The sequence below is a fragment of the Amycolatopsis bullii genome (assembly GCF_014654205.1).
Taxonomy (GTDB): domain Bacteria; phylum Actinomycetota; class Actinomycetes; order Mycobacteriales; family Pseudonocardiaceae; genus Amycolatopsis; species Amycolatopsis plumensis.
Genome location: NZ_BNAW01000005.1, coordinates 182,457 through 194,800 on the forward strand (window position 1 = coordinate 182,457; position 12,344 = coordinate 194,800).

14 protein-coding genes and 3 pseudogenes are annotated in these 12,344 nt (G+C 70.7%); 4 read left to right on the forward strand and 13 right to left on the reverse strand.

From position 1 onward, the window contains the following. Positions 1 to 101: 101 nt before the first annotated feature. Positions 102 to 431, reverse strand: coding sequence for a hypothetical protein (locus IE317_RS09205; protein ID WP_191308200.1), 330 nt, complete (start codon positions 429 to 431; stop codon positions 102 to 104). Between the two features lie 270 nt (positions 432 to 701). Further along, positions 702 to 1,475 (reverse strand): SDR family NAD(P)-dependent oxidoreductase, encoded by a 774-nt coding sequence (locus tag IE317_RS09210; RefSeq protein ID WP_191308202.1) that lies wholly within the window; start codon positions 1,473 to 1,475, stop codon positions 702 to 704. Here IE317_RS09210 and IE317_RS09215 point away from each other — a divergent pair. Beyond that, positions 1,474 to 1,887 carry a MerR family transcriptional regulator gene (locus IE317_RS09215; protein ID WP_229902614.1) on the forward strand — a complete coding sequence of 138 codons (414 nt, stop codon included), beginning with the start codon at positions 1,474 to 1,476 and terminating at the stop codon, positions 1,885 to 1,887. The genes IE317_RS09210 and IE317_RS09215 overlap by 2 nt on opposite strands. Positions 1,888 to 1,908: 21 nt before the next feature. Here the strand turns inward: IE317_RS09215 and IE317_RS09220 are convergent. The 6 genes and pseudogenes from IE317_RS09220 to IE317_RS45290 form a co-directional block, all read right to left on the reverse strand. Continuing rightward, positions 1,909 to 2,573 (reverse strand): annotated as a pseudogene (locus IE317_RS09220) (class II aldolase/adducin family protein). Positions 2,574 to 2,628: 55 nt separating this feature from the next. Next, on the reverse strand, positions 2,629 to 2,820 hold the full coding sequence (locus IE317_RS09225; RefSeq protein WP_191308204.1) for a hypothetical protein: 192 nt from the start codon (positions 2,818 to 2,820) through the stop codon (positions 2,629 to 2,631). An 82-nt stretch (positions 2,821 to 2,902) separates the two neighbouring features. Beyond that, a complete protein-coding gene (locus tag IE317_RS09230; RefSeq protein ID WP_229902584.1) occupies positions 2,903 to 4,294 on the reverse strand; it encodes a sialidase family protein in 1,392 nt (463 codons plus the stop codon). A 163-nt stretch (positions 4,295 to 4,457) separates the two neighbouring features. Next, a pseudogene (locus IE317_RS45415) lies at positions 4,458 to 4,505 on the reverse strand (hypothetical protein); the annotation flags it as partial. 2 nt (positions 4,506 to 4,507) lie between these two features. Continuing rightward, on the reverse strand, positions 4,508 to 4,660 hold the full coding sequence (locus IE317_RS44440; protein ID WP_229902617.1) for an acyl carrier protein: 153 nt from the start codon (positions 4,658 to 4,660) through the stop codon (positions 4,508 to 4,510). A 122-nt stretch (positions 4,661 to 4,782) separates the two neighbouring features. Continuing rightward, positions 4,783 to 5,088, reverse strand: a pseudogene (locus IE317_RS45290) (KR domain-containing protein); the annotation flags it as partial. Here IE317_RS45290 and IE317_RS45420 point away from each other — a divergent pair. Further along, complete coding sequence (locus IE317_RS45420) at positions 4,981 to 5,481, forward strand: aromatic-ring hydroxylase C-terminal domain-containing protein (protein ID WP_373309005.1); 501 nt, start codon at positions 4,981 to 4,983, stop codon at positions 5,479 to 5,481. The pseudogene IE317_RS45290 and the gene IE317_RS45420 sit on opposite strands and share 108 nt — an antisense overlap. On the opposite strand, the gene IE317_RS09245 is transcribed toward IE317_RS45420, so the two are convergent. Further along, positions 5,482 to 6,360: an alpha/beta fold hydrolase gene (locus IE317_RS09245; RefSeq protein WP_191308208.1), complete on the reverse strand. Its 879-nt coding sequence runs from the start codon at positions 6,358 to 6,360 to the stop codon at positions 5,482 to 5,484. It abuts the gene before it with no gap. Positions 6,361 to 6,472: 112 nt separating this feature from the next. On the opposite strand from IE317_RS09245, the gene IE317_RS09250 reads away from it, so the two are divergent. Then, positions 6,473 to 8,410 (forward strand): BTAD domain-containing putative transcriptional regulator, encoded by a 1,938-nt coding sequence (locus IE317_RS09250; RefSeq protein WP_191308210.1) that lies wholly within the window; start codon positions 6,473 to 6,475, stop codon positions 8,408 to 8,410. Positions 8,411 to 8,490: 80 nt separating this feature from the next. Here the strand turns inward: IE317_RS09250 and IE317_RS09255 are convergent, their stop codons facing one another. Further along, complete coding sequence (locus tag IE317_RS09255; RefSeq protein WP_191308212.1) at positions 8,491 to 9,837, reverse strand: FAD-dependent oxidoreductase; 1,347 nt, start codon at positions 9,835 to 9,837, stop codon at positions 8,491 to 8,493. A gap of 110 nt (positions 9,838 to 9,947) precedes the next feature. Continuing rightward, complete coding sequence (locus IE317_RS44450) at positions 9,948 to 10,373, reverse strand: hypothetical protein (protein ID WP_229902618.1); 426 nt, start codon at positions 10,371 to 10,373, stop codon at positions 9,948 to 9,950. On the opposite strand from IE317_RS44450, the gene IE317_RS09260 reads away from it, so the two are divergent. Beyond that, positions 10,294 to 11,811, forward strand: a complete 1,518-nt coding sequence (locus IE317_RS09260) for a glycoside hydrolase family 27 protein (protein ID WP_373309008.1) — start codon at positions 10,294 to 10,296, stop codon at positions 11,809 to 11,811. The two genes, IE317_RS44450 and IE317_RS09260, sit on opposite strands and share 80 nt — an antisense overlap. A gap of 12 nt (positions 11,812 to 11,823) precedes the next feature. Here the strand turns inward: IE317_RS09260 and IE317_RS44455 are convergent, their stop codons facing one another. Beyond that, the gene (locus IE317_RS44455) at positions 11,824 to 12,018 is read right to left on the reverse strand and encodes an amidohydrolase family protein (RefSeq protein WP_229902585.1); all 195 of its coding nucleotides are present in this window, start codon (positions 12,016 to 12,018) and stop codon (positions 11,824 to 11,826) included. A 41-nt stretch (positions 12,019 to 12,059) separates the two neighbouring features. Beyond that, positions 12,060 to 12,329 carry a hypothetical protein gene (locus tag IE317_RS44460; protein WP_229902586.1) on the reverse strand — a complete coding sequence of 90 codons (270 nt, stop codon included), beginning with the start codon at positions 12,327 to 12,329 and terminating at the stop codon, positions 12,060 to 12,062. Positions 12,330 to 12,344 lie beyond the last annotated feature (15 nt).

The following is a 12,344-nucleotide window of genomic DNA, read 5'->3' on the forward strand; positions in this document are numbered from 1 at the left end:
ACAGTTATATCCGCCCCCGTGGCAAAAGGGAGCCACTTAGCTCGATAGAGTGAATTTCTGGTCGAGCTGAAAAACGCCGGGTGGGGTTCGAGGTGCGTCGCTCAGTTGCCGGTGCCGGTGCCGCCGTCGGACACGCCAGTGCCCGCGCAGCTGTCCGGTGACTCGCCGTTGCCCACGCCGACGCCGTTCGCGACATCGTGGATCGGCACCTGAACGAGCAGGACGTTGATCTCGTTCTCGCAGAACCCGACCGTGCCGCCGACGTTGTGCAGCGCGTCGGTGTTTTCGAGGTTGACCAGGCTGAACTGGCTGGTCGAATCGGAGCCGTCCTCGTACCCGTAATCGCCCCAGGTGTCGGCGGCGGCGACGCCACCGGTCAGGAAGGCACCGGCACCGAGCGCACTGGTCACGACGAGGAACTTCTTCAGCATGCGGGAGACTCCTTGGAATCGGAAAGCTTGACCGGGCGACGGTTGCGTCGCGCGCGAGCAGAAAATACTGGGGTATCCGTCCGGCCGACCACGTCAGAACCCATCGTGTGACGCTCGCGGGCCGCCGAGCGCGGTGTCGTTAACCCGGTCGTGCACTTCGGCTCCCCCGGCTTCCGCTCGCGGTGGAAAACCAGAGGCCGGACCGGAGCGAATGGAGTCACCGTCGGAGGCTGTGGCTCGAATGCTCGCTCGACGCCGAGGCTGGTCCGGTCACTCACCGCTCTTGGCCATGATGCGGCGCGCGACGGCGAGGCTGAGGCGCGCCGGCAACAGCCGACCGAACAAGAGAGCGGTCAGCGCATTGGTTCTCCCGTCGACGACCGCCGGTCCGTTGCCCGACAGGGCGCGCAGCACCGTGGCGGCGACGGCCTCGGCGCTGCGCGTGCCGCGGGGGTTCATGGGCGTCTCCGTAGGACCGGGACTGACTGCGACCACCCGGACCCCGGTGCTTCGGGTTTCCGCCCACAGCGCCCGGGTGAACGAGACGACGTACGCCTTTGTCGCCGCGTACACCGCCAGGTAGGGCGCAGGGATGTACCCGCCGGTGCTGGCGATGTTGACGACGGCCCCGTGGCCACGGGCGACCATCGCGGGCATCAGGAGCGTGGTCAGCTCGGTCAATGCGGTGACGTTGACGTCGATCAGGGACCGGAACCGGGCCGGATCCCCGTCGAGCACCGGCCCTCGCGTGCTGACGCCGGCGTTGTTGACCAGCATCTCCACCTCGATGCCTTCGTCGGCCAACGTCTTGGCCAGCCGCGTCGGCGCGTCGGCGGTGGCGAGATCGAGTGCAACAGCTCGCACGGTCACTCCGTGACGCCGGCTCAGCCGCTCGGCCGCCTCGTCGAGCTTGCCGGCGCTGCGGGCGACCAGGACGAGGTGCGCGCCGGAGGCGGCCAGCCGCTCGGTGATGGCCGCCCCGATGCCGGTGGAAGCGCCGGTGACGACGGCGAACTTGTCGCGCAGGTGCGCTGCTGTGGTCATGATCTCGACGCTAAACCTTGACGTCAATGTCAGGGTCAAGGTGAACTGGGGCATGCGCATCGGCGAGTTGAGCAAGGCGACCGGCGTCAGCAGCCGGGCACTGCGCTACTACGAGCAGCAGGGCCTGCTGCGCAGCGAGCGCCGGCCCAACGGCTATCGCGAGTACTCCCCCGATTCGATCGAGGTCGTCGCGTTCGTCCAAGACATGTTCCACGCCGGTCTGTCCTCCGACGTCGTCCGGGACATCCTGCCCTGCGCCCGGGACGAGCACCCGCGTGGCGACTGCACCGAGCTCGTCGCGCGCGTCCGGCAGATCCGCGACGAACTTCTGCGGCAGGAACAGACCATCGCCGAGCGCCGCCGACGACTGGACACTTACCTCGCCAACGGCTATGAGGCGCATCAGGCCTGAGGGCGGCGGTCGGCTGGAGCTTCACGTACGGCGTGGTTTCGCTCCAGCTTCCCAAGATCGGCGCCATGGGTCAATTCGTCCTCGTCCCAGCTCGCCGGACCAGATGGCCGAATCCCGCCGCCAGCCGGCTTTCCGGCCAGCACTCGGCCGCCTTCGCCCTGGCTCCGCCGGGCCGGACCAGGATCGCACCGGCCCGGCGGCCAGCGCGGTGAGCTGAGCCGTGCAGGCCCGGTCCAGCAGGACCGCGTGCATGACCGCCGCGGCCAGGGTCCGGCCGGCGGCCATCAGCCCGTGGTGCGGCATCAGCGCGGCGGGTGCGGCGGCGAGGTCCCGGCCGGGGGCCGGGGTGCTGATCAGCCCGCCGGTCCCGGCGAACCTCGGGACGTCTTCCCCCGCGAACAGGGCGCCGTCGTGGGACAGCGGCAGCAGCGGCACGGCCAGCGCCGCGAAGGACACCGAGCCGCGCGCGTGCGTGTGCACCACGCTGGTCAACTCCGGCTGCCGCCGGAGGATGTCCAGGTGATGTGGCATTCCTTGTGCGGGCTACCCTCACCGGCGAGCACCTCGGCGTCGAACGACACCAGCTGGACCCGGTCTTCGCGGATCTCCTCCAGGCCCCAGCCGGGTGCCTTGATCCAGATGCCGCGCCCGTCGGGATCGCGCACGGACACGTGGCCCCACACCATGTCCCCGTGCCCGCCGGCGCCCGGGAGGCCACCACGGCCAGGCGCCGCGCGTCCGTCATCCGCCGAGACCGTCGTAGCAGGCCGCCGCACCCGGGTGCAACGGGATCGGGGCGCGCCCCATCGTGCGCGGGTCCAGGGGGTAGGTCACGGGCGATCGCTCCGGGAGCAGGTGCCGGTAGTGCTGCTCCAGCATTTCCCGCGTCTCGCCGAGAATCCACGCCAGCGCATGCGCGACGGCCGAGGACACCTACCCGACGACTCGCCGCCGCCGACTTGTCCGAGCAAGGAAACGTGGGTTGAGGCAGACGCCGCCGGAGCAGGCGGTATCGCTATTGCCGTCGGGGGTCCGCGTTCTCGCAGTCGTCCACCGAGATGATGCCCGCCTCGATCGGCGCGGACTTTCCGTACTGGGCTCCCGTGATGACGAAGACCAGGCCACGGTTCCGAGGGCTCCGGAGACCGTCGAGGGGAAGGGTGAACCGGCTGTACCCGGCCGGCATGGGCGAGGACAGGCGCGTCCACTTCCGGGCGTTGCCGAGGCTGCGGTTGATGAAGAAGTCCTGGTTGTCGTTGTCCGTGACGATGATCGTTCCGTCCGGCCCACCCGAGTCCGTCCACGACACCACGGGCGCTCCGTTCGGCGCATCGCCGTTCTGGTCGAGGAGCGGGGTGTCCCTGGCGAACCGGAACGACTCCGGGTCCTTCGCGATCCGGTAGTGCACGTGGTAGGTGTAATTGTCTTGATCGGGGTTGTCCGGGTCGTCGGGGGCCCCGAATTCGTAGGTCATGATCCACAGGCCCCGGTTCAGCCTGGCCACGGTGGTCATGCCCGGTCGTTCGGGGTACGTCGTTCCGGTCGCATCGTCGACCACGGGACCCCACGTGTGCAGGTCCGTGCTGGTCTGGTGGGCGAGCTTCTGACCGAACTTCGGGTCCCGCTGGTCGGAGTAGTAGCAGATCAGCCTGTTGTCGTGCAGCAGCAGGAAAGGCTCCCACACCGGCGTCGCGCCGTTCGTCGTGTCGGGCGGTCCACCCCGGGCCACCGTGCTCAGGAACTGCCAGGTGCGGCCGCCATCCGTGCTGGCGTGAAGCTGGATGTTGGTGCTGGTGAAGCTGTCCAGCCAGTTGCAGGCGAAGAGCAATGCGCCCTGGGGCAAGCCCGCGAACGCCCGGGGCAGTTCGTACAGGAATGGATGGAGGGAGAATCCGGTGGCCTCATCGGCGTTGGGCACACTGCCCTGCTTTTCCCAGGTACGGCCATCGTCGTCGCTCCGGTAGAGCGGGAAACCCGGACCGCCTCCCCCTTGGAACGTCGCGAGCAACGTCCGCGACATCCCGGCAGGCCGCCCGGCGGTGAGACGCACGGCCCGGGCGTAGGACGCCCGTCCTCCCGGGTCCGCCACGACGACGGGCCCGAACGCAGTCTCTCCACGCACCTTGCCCGTGTCCGCGAACGCCGGCCCGGCCAGTCCCCACGTCGCCCCGGCGGCAACGCCTGCGCCTGCGGCGAGGAACCTCCGACGGGAGAACTGCGAACGGCCGGCGGTCGGATCATCGGCGTGTGCTGCGTGGCGATCCTGCACGATTGCCTCCTCAGTGACGCACCCGCCCACCACGCAAGCCCGTGTGCATGGACTCATTTCGGGGAGAAGGTGCGGTTTCGGCAGCGCCTCGCTGGACAGTTCGTCCAGATAGTGAACTAAACCCGCCGGCCTGGCCACTGTCAAGGAGAGGGAACCGTTTCCACGGCGTGGATGGCCTGATTCCGGATATGTAATTTTCTTGAGGAGAACGAGCCGGGTTTCGTTCCTGCGCGGTCCGGAGATCCAGGAGATGCCGCGCCAGCTCGATGACGGTGGGCCGGTCGAAGACGACGGTGGCGGACAGGTCGATGCCCGGCAACCCGGCGAGGCGGGTGCGCAGCTCGATCACGGTCAGGGAATCAACCCGAGCTCCGGGAACGGGCGGTCGTCGTCGATCACGGCGGCGTCCGGGTGTCCCAGGACCGCCGCGACCTCCGCGCGCAGCAGCTCACGCAGCTCCGGCTCGGCCGGGTTCTCCGGCCGGCTTGCCCGCGGCGCGGGCAAGCGTGCGGGCCATCAAGGCCGTCGGGTCGGACCGGACGAGCACCAGCACCGGTTCGGCCGAGCCGAGCGCGACGGCGGTGCGCGACCGCGTCCAGCACCCGGTTCGCGGCCGCGTAGTTGGCTTGCCCCGCTTTGCCGAACACGCCGGTGACCGAGGAGAACATGACGAAAGCCGTCAGCGGCAGGTGCCGGGTCACCTCGTCGAGGACCAGCGCCGCGTCCGCATAGGGGCGCAGCACGACGTCCAGGCGGTCCGGCGTCTGGGCCGCCAGCACACCGCCGTCAACGGCGGCTCGCAGCCGGCCACCAGGCTCGCGACGGTGGCGCGATCCGCGACGTCGGCCGCGCTGGCGCCGGGGCGGCCCGGGTGGTCCGCAGGACGTGCGGCACACCGTCGCGGACGGCGATCGGCGGCTCCGTACTGCCACCGGCGAGGTCGGCCGCCCGCGTCACGGGGAGCCCGGGTTCGAGGTCTTCTGCGCACTCCCGACGGCACGGTCCGCCTCGCGGAACTGGTCCGTCGCGGAAAGCCGATGCTGATCGACCTCACCGAGAACGGCGACCTGCACACCGACGGCGTCGAGACCGTCCGCGCCACGGCCGCCACCGACGTCACCGCACTCCTGCTGCGCCCCGACTCCTACGTGGCATGGGCGTCGTCAGAGACACACCCCGGCCAGGACGAACTACGAGAAGCCACCCGGCAATGGTTCGGCGTCCCACTCAACGCCCAGGAGGATGGCCCGGATCCGGGCGACGTCGCCGGCCGCCGTCGGCGCGGCGGTCGTCGGCGCGGCGGCGACCCGCTGATCAAGACGTGATCAGCGGGTCAGCAGGTCTTGGATCGCGCCCGCGATCTCGTCCGGCGCTTCCTCGGCCATGAAGTGCCCGGCGTTGGTCAGCCGGTGGTCCAGGTTCGGCGCCCATGCCTTCCACACGGCGGCGGCGTCGTAGCCCAGCTGCGCGCCCCAGTCCTGCTGTACGACCGTCACCGGCATGGCCAGCTGTGACCCGGCATCCAGATCGGCCTGATCGTGCTGGAGGTCGATGCCGGCTGAGGCGCGGTAGTCCGCGACGATCGACGGCACCGCCGCCGCGCTCGCCCGGAGGTACTCTGCGCGCACCTCCGCCGGGATCGCGGCCGGGTCGCCGGCCCAGGCGTCGAGGAACGACCCGAAGAACGCGTCCGCGCTGGCCGCGATCATGGTCTCCGGCAAGCCCGGCGGCTGCGCCATGAGGAACAGGTGGTAGCCGACCGCCGCCGAGACGCCGTGCAGCACGTTCCACATGTCCAGCGTCGGGACGACGTCGAGGATGCCGAGGTGCGAGACGGTCTCGGGGTGGTCCAAGCCCGCCCGGAAGGCGACCAGGGCGCCCCGGTCGTGCCCGACGAGGGCGAAGCGCTCGTGGCCGAGTGCGGCCGCCAGAGCCACCACGTCGGCGGCCATGGTGCGCTTGGCGTACACGTCCTCGCTGGTGGCCGCCGGCTTGTCGCTGGCGCCGTAGCCGCGCAGGTCGGGGCAGATCACCGTGTGCTCACCGGCGAGCCGCTCGGCGACGTGCCGCCACATCAGGTGCGTCTCGGGAAAGCCGTGCAGCAGGACCACCGGGCTGCCGCTGCCGCCGACCGCGGCAGCCAGCTCGACACCGTCGGCACCGGGCAGGCGGACGTGGTCGAAACCGGGGATGGAGAGTGTCATCGAAGGTCGTCTTTCGGATCGGGAACCTGACTCGGCCGAGCCTGGGCCACGGCGATCAGCAACCGATCAGTGCGCCCGAGCGCACCCGGCCTCCGGCACCGATGATGGGGGCATGCGAATCGACGTGCTCGGTGCCGTGCGGGCCTTGGACGACGACGGCAGCCCGGTCAACCTCGGCGGTCCCCGCCACCGCGAGGTGCTCGCCCGCCTCGTCGCCGCCGAAGGACGGCTGGTCACCACCGACACCCTCGTCGACGACCTCTGGACCGAGCCACCGGCACGCGCGGTCGGCGCGCTGCGAACGTTCGTCGCCGCCCTGCGCCGCGCCCTGGAACCCGACCGGTCACCGCGTACCCCGCCGCGGGTGATCGTCACCGAAGGCCCCGGATACGCGCTGCGCCTGCCCCGCGAAAACGTGGACGTCCACCGGTTCGAGGACGCGCTCGCCCGGACCCGCCACTCCGCCGGCGCGGTGACCGAACTCAGTGCGACGCTCGCGGCCTGGCGCGGCCCCGCCTACGCGGACGTGCCGGAATCGCCGTGGGCGCAACGCGAACGAAGCCGGTTGGAGGAACTGCGGCTGGCGGCGCTGGAACTACGCGCCCGCATCCTCCTCGACGCCGGAGAAGGCGCCGACCTCGTCGCCGAACTCGGCGCGCACGTCACCGAACACCCGTGGCGCGAACCGGCCTGGGGACTGCTGGCCCGCGCCCTGCACCACGCGGGCCGCCAGGCTGACGCGCTGTCGACCCTTCGCCGCGCCCGCACGGTGCTCGCGGACCAGCTCGGCCTCGATCCCGGACCCGCCCTGCAACGTCTGGAGACGGACATCCTGACCGAGCCCGCTCCGGGCCCGCCGAACGCGTGGACCGGCCCGGGTGTCCGGCTCGGCCCACGCACCACCGTGGACCTCGCCCGCACGCTCGCGCTGGCCGGCGGCGACGCGCTCATCCACTCGCGGCGCGACCGCCTCGCCGCGATCCACGCCGCCGAACGCACCGGGGACCTGCACCTGACTGCCCGCATCATCGGCGCCTACGACGTTCCCGCCATCTGGAGCCGCGCCGACGATCCCGAACAGTCCCGGGCGGTCGTCACCGCCGCCGAACGCACGCTCACCCGGCTCGGGCCGGACGCGCCCGCCGGCCTCCGGGCGCGTCTCTTGGCCACGATCGCTGTCGAAAGCCGCACCGCCGACCTGGCCGCAGGCGTGCTGAGCCGCGCCCAGGAGGCCGCGCACCAAGCCGAGGCGCTGGCCCGGGAGCTGGGCGATCCGGCGTTGCTGGCGTTCGCGCTCAACGGCGTGTTCCTGCAGTCCTTCGCCCGCCCCGGCCTCGCGGCGATGCGCGACGGGATCGGTGCCGAGATCCTCGACGTGGCGACCAGGCACGGCCTGCCGAACTTCGCTGTCCTCGGCCGGCTCGTCCGCCTGCAATCCGCTTCGGCTCTCGGTGATCTGGACACCGCGGCCGCGCACGCGGCGGCGGCCGAACATCTCGCCGCCACCACCGAGGCTCCGCTCGTCGGCGTCCTCACGGCCTGGTTCCGGGCCCGGGTCACGGCGACCCGCAGCACCGAGCCCGCCGGACCGGCCCCTGCCGCGGCCGCGGCCCAGTACCGTGCCGCGGAGGAGGCCCTTCGCACCGCCGGGATGCCCGGCCTGCACCGCGGCCTGTTCCCGCTCGCCCTGCTCGGATTACGTCTGCTGCACGACCGTCCCGCCCCCACCGACCGGCACCTGGACTGGGGGCCGTACCTGCCCTGGGCTCGGCCCCACGTGCTGCTCGGCCAAGGCCGTGCCGAGGACGCCCGCACCGCCCTGGCCGCGGCGCCGGAGCCACCTCCCGACCACATGCAGGAAGCGATGTGGTGCCTGACCGCCCACACCGCAGTCCGCCTCGACGAACCCGAAGCCGCGGCGCGGGCCGCGGCGGCCCTGCGGGACGCTCGAGCGGAAGACGCCGGCGCCCCCAGCGGCATGCTGACCCTGGGCCCGGTGGCCCGGTATTTGGCGAAAGCGGAGTCCCTCGCCGGTCAGGTCCGCCGGTGAAGATGAAGCGCCTCAGCCGGCCGGACGGTTCTCAGTGGTGCCCGCCGGCTGGGCACGGCGCCCTCGGTCGCCATGACCGCTCAGTGCACCGACTGGGGGAACCGCAGCACGAGGTCCGGGTCGTAGCGGCGCGCCACGGCACGCAGCCGGCGCAGGTTGTGCCGGTAGGACGTCTGCGCCCAGTCTTGCTGCAGAGGGTCCAGGTAGTTGATGTACGTGCCGGTGCCGACCAGGCGCGCCAACGCCTTCTGCGCCTGGTCCACCTCCCGTGTGACCTGGTCGGGCGGCAGGGTGCCGACGGTGCCGAAGACCTCTATGGACGTCGGTGCGCCGCGGTGCGGGTAAGCCGTGTCCGTCGGCGTCTGCCGGTCGATCGCTCCACCGAGCGCGCCCAGGATCAACAGCGCGCTGTCCATGCCGCGCACCGTGTCGGCCACCGCCTGCGGGTCGCGCCACCTGTCCACGATCCGTGACGACGCGCGGAATGCGTTGCGGGTCGGCTGACCACCGGTCATGATCGCCGTCGCGGTCGGGTAGTCGACCTCGGCGTGTTCGATCGGTGCGTCCACGCCGGTCGCATTGAGCAGGCGGCCGAGTTCCGCGAGCACCACGCCCTCGCGTCCGACGCCGCAGCCGATCAAGTCCACCGCGCCGTTCGGCGTGGCCACGCAGGAGGTGGAAACCGCGTCGGGCAGCGCCACGCTCCACGGCTGCCAGCCGCCGAGGACGTCTGCCGCCGACCCGGCCGGGAACCGGACGCGGAACACGGTCAGCACCTCGGGCATCGGCGCGGTGGCGAACTCGAACGAGGTGACCACTCCGAAGTTGCCGCCGCCACCACCGCGCAACGCCCAGAACAGCTCGGACTCGCAGTCTTCCGACGCGGTGACCACCCGGCTGTCCACCGTGACCATCCTGGCGGCACGCAGCCTGTCGCAGACGAGGCCGTACGTGCGCTGCGTCCAGCCGAGCCCGCCGCCGAGGGTGAACCCGGCGACGCCGACGGACTGGCAGTTGCCCAGCGGCAGGCACCGGCCGGCGGCGGTGAGCGCCGAGTAGACCTGACCGAGGCGGGCACCCGCGCCGACCACGGCAGTGCCGTCGGACCGCACCTCGACCGCGGACATCCGGGTGAGGTCGACCACCAGGCCGTTGTGCGGGGTGGAGTAGGCGGCGTAGCTGTGCCCGCCGCCACGCGCAGCCACGCGGACGCGAGACAGGCGTGCTTCCTCCAGGCAGCGCTGCACGTCCTGTGGCCGCACGCACCGGGCGATCGCGGCAGGCCGATGATGGTCGAACAGCGAGTTGAACGGCAGCCGTGCGGTGTCGTAGCCGTCATCACCGGGCAACAGGAGCTCACCGTCCAGGCGAGCGCGCAATCGCTCCCACGGCGACGGGAACGCCTCCGCGACCCCCTCCCCGCCCACACCCACCGCACCTGAGGCCATCGCCGCGCCCGCCCACCGCAACACGCCTCGCCGCGAAATCGTCACATCGTCTCCGTTTCTCGGTTCTGTGCGCCATCCCAACAAGGCATTCAGTCAAGGCCAATCCGCTGTTCGGTGCTGAAACTTTCGTATCCGGCGCCGGAACCCCGCTGTTCGCGGACGCCGGCGGAATGCGTTCTTGTGAGCGTGAACATTGAATGCCACACTGTCCCCGCCTGCGCCGCTGACGGAAGTCGCTGCGTCACAGCCCCGCCGGCGAACAACCGGAACGTCGTACGCACGAGGAGTGAGATCAGGGTGACAGCAACACGACTTCCCCGTCCTCGCAGGGCGGCATCGCTGTTGGCGGCAGGCGTGCTGCTGTCCGCGATGACGGCGGTACTGCACACGTCGTCCGCGGAGGCGTTGGACAACGGTGTGGCGCGCACGCCGCCGATGGGGTGGAACTCGTGGAACACGTTCGGCTGCAACATCAACGAGTCGTTGATCAGGCAGATGGCCGATACGATGGTCAACTCCGGCGTTCGTGCCGCGGGCTACGAGTACGTCGTGGTGGACGACTGCTGGATGAACCCGAACCGGGACTCCGCGGGCAACCTCCAAGGCGACCCGAGCCGGTTCCCCAGCGGCATGAAAGCGCTCGGCGACTACATCCACGGCAAGGGCCTCAAGTTCGGGATCTACCAGGCGCCGTTGGCCGAAACGTGCGCCCAGTACTTCAACTCCTACCCCGGTTCGACCGGGGCGCAGGGCCACGAGGAGCAGGACGCCCGCCAGTTCGCGGCCTGGGGCGTGGACTACCTCAAGTACGACTGGTGCTCGCCCAGCGGCACGATCGACGACCAGGTGCGCACGTTCGCCAAGATGCGCGACGCGCTGCGCGCCGCCGGCCGCCCGATCGTCTACAGCATCAACTCCAACAGCATCCACGACAAGACCGGACCCCGGCGCAACTGGGGCGACGTGGCGAACATGTGGCGCACCACCGAGGACATCACCAACAAGTGGGACACCGGGCAGACCAACGGCTACCCGATGGGCATCCAGAACATCGTCAACGTCACCGTGCCCCTGGCGTCCTACGCCAAGCCGGGCGGGTTCAACGACCCGGACATGATGGAAATCGGGCGCGGCGGCATGAACGACACCGAGATGCGCAGCCACTTCGCCCTGTGGGCCGTCATGGCCTCACCCCTCATCGCGGGCAACGACCTGCGCACCATGGACGCCGCCACGTCGGCCATCCTGAAGAACGCGAACCTCATCGCCATCAACCAGGACAGCCTCGGCCTGCAGGCCAGGCAGATCTCCAACGACGGCACCCGGCGCGTCCTGGCCAAGCAGCTGGCCAACGGCAACGTCGCGGTCGCCCTGTTCAACCAGGGCGGCGGCACGACCACCGTCTCGACCACGGCGAGCGCGATCGGCCTGTCGGGCAGCTCGTTCACGCTGCGCGACGCCTGGACCAACGGCACGACCACCACGTCCGGCGCCATCTCGGCCAGCGTCCCGGCGCACGGCACGGCGGTGTACGTGGTCAGCGGTGGCGGGGGCCCCGTGCCCACGTCGTTCTCCTTGGTGAGCCAGAGCTCCGGCCGCTGCCTGGACATCGCCGGCAGCACCCCGGCCAACGGCGCCCTGGCCCAGATCTGGGACTGCAACAGCCAGACCAACCAGCACTTCACGACGACCGCGGCCGGTGAGCTGCGCGCCTACGACGGCGCGAAGTGCCTGGACGTCTCCAACCAGGGCACGGCCAACGGCACCGCCGTGACGGTGTGGGACTGCAACGGCCAGGGCAACCAGCAGTTCCGCGTCAACTCCGACGGCAGCGTGACCGCGGTGGCATCGGGCCGATGCCTGGACGTCAACGGCGGCGCCACCGCCAACGGAACGAAGGTCATCATCTGGGACTGCCACGGCGGCACCAACCAGAGGTGGACCCGCACCTGATCCCTCGGCGAGTCAGACGTCGAGGCCGAAGAGGGCAGCGGCGTTGGCCGAGGAGAACGTGCGCCGGTCCTCTTCGGACGCGAAGTGCCCGAGGAAGGCGGTGATCTCGTCTCGGGTGGGCTGCTGGAAGGGGTAGTCGGTGGAGAAGATCACCCGGTCGGCGGTGGTCACCGTCAGGACGTGATCGAGCAGGGCGGGGTTGACCATGCCGGAGTTGGTGATGTGGAAGTTCGACCGGGTGTAATCGGTCAGCGGCCGTTGCAGGTGGGCGACGCGGGAGAGGCTGTTGGCCCGAGGCGCAGTGCCGCGGTGGCGGTGTCCAGGTGCCATCCCCAGCCGAAGGTGGCCAGGCCGAGTTCGGTCATTTCGTCGAAACCCCGGTAGGAGGCGTCACGCAGCGTGGACGACGGAATCTGGGGGTGGATGAAGACCGGTTGACCGAGCTCCGCGGCCGCGGCGAAGAAGTCTTCGTAGCCGGGATCGTCGAGGAAGCGGTCGCCGGATCGGCCGTAGACCATGGTGCCGACGTGGCC

Coding starts and splice junctions, on each gene's coding strand:
- IE317_RS09260 (WP_373309008.1), top strand. CDS start 10,294: ATGGGGTGGAACTCGTGGAACACGTTCGGCTGCAACATCAACGAGTCG.
- IE317_RS09205 (WP_191308200.1), bottom strand. CDS start 431: ATGCTGAAGAAGTTCCTCGTCGTGACCAGTGCGCTCGGTGCCGGTGCC.
- IE317_RS09245 (WP_191308208.1), bottom strand. CDS start 6,360: ATGACACTCTCCATCCCCGGTTTCGACCACGTCCGCCTGCCCGGTGCC.
- IE317_RS09210 (WP_191308202.1), bottom strand. CDS start 1,475: ATGACCACAGCAGCGCACCTGCGCGACAAGTTCGCCGTCGTCACCGGC.
- IE317_RS44455 (WP_229902585.1), bottom strand. CDS start 12,018: ATGGTCAACCCCGCCCTGCTCGATCACGTCCTGACGGTGACCACCGCC.
- IE317_RS44460 (WP_229902586.1), bottom strand. CDS start 12,329: ATGGTCTACGGCCGATCCGGCGACCGCTTCCTCGACGATCCCGGCTAC.
- IE317_RS09250 (WP_191308210.1), top strand. CDS start 6,473: ATGCGAATCGACGTGCTCGGTGCCGTGCGGGCCTTGGACGACGACGGC.
- IE317_RS09215 (WP_229902614.1), top strand. CDS start 1,474: ATGATCTCGACGCTAAACCTTGACGTCAATGTCAGGGTCAAGGTGAAC.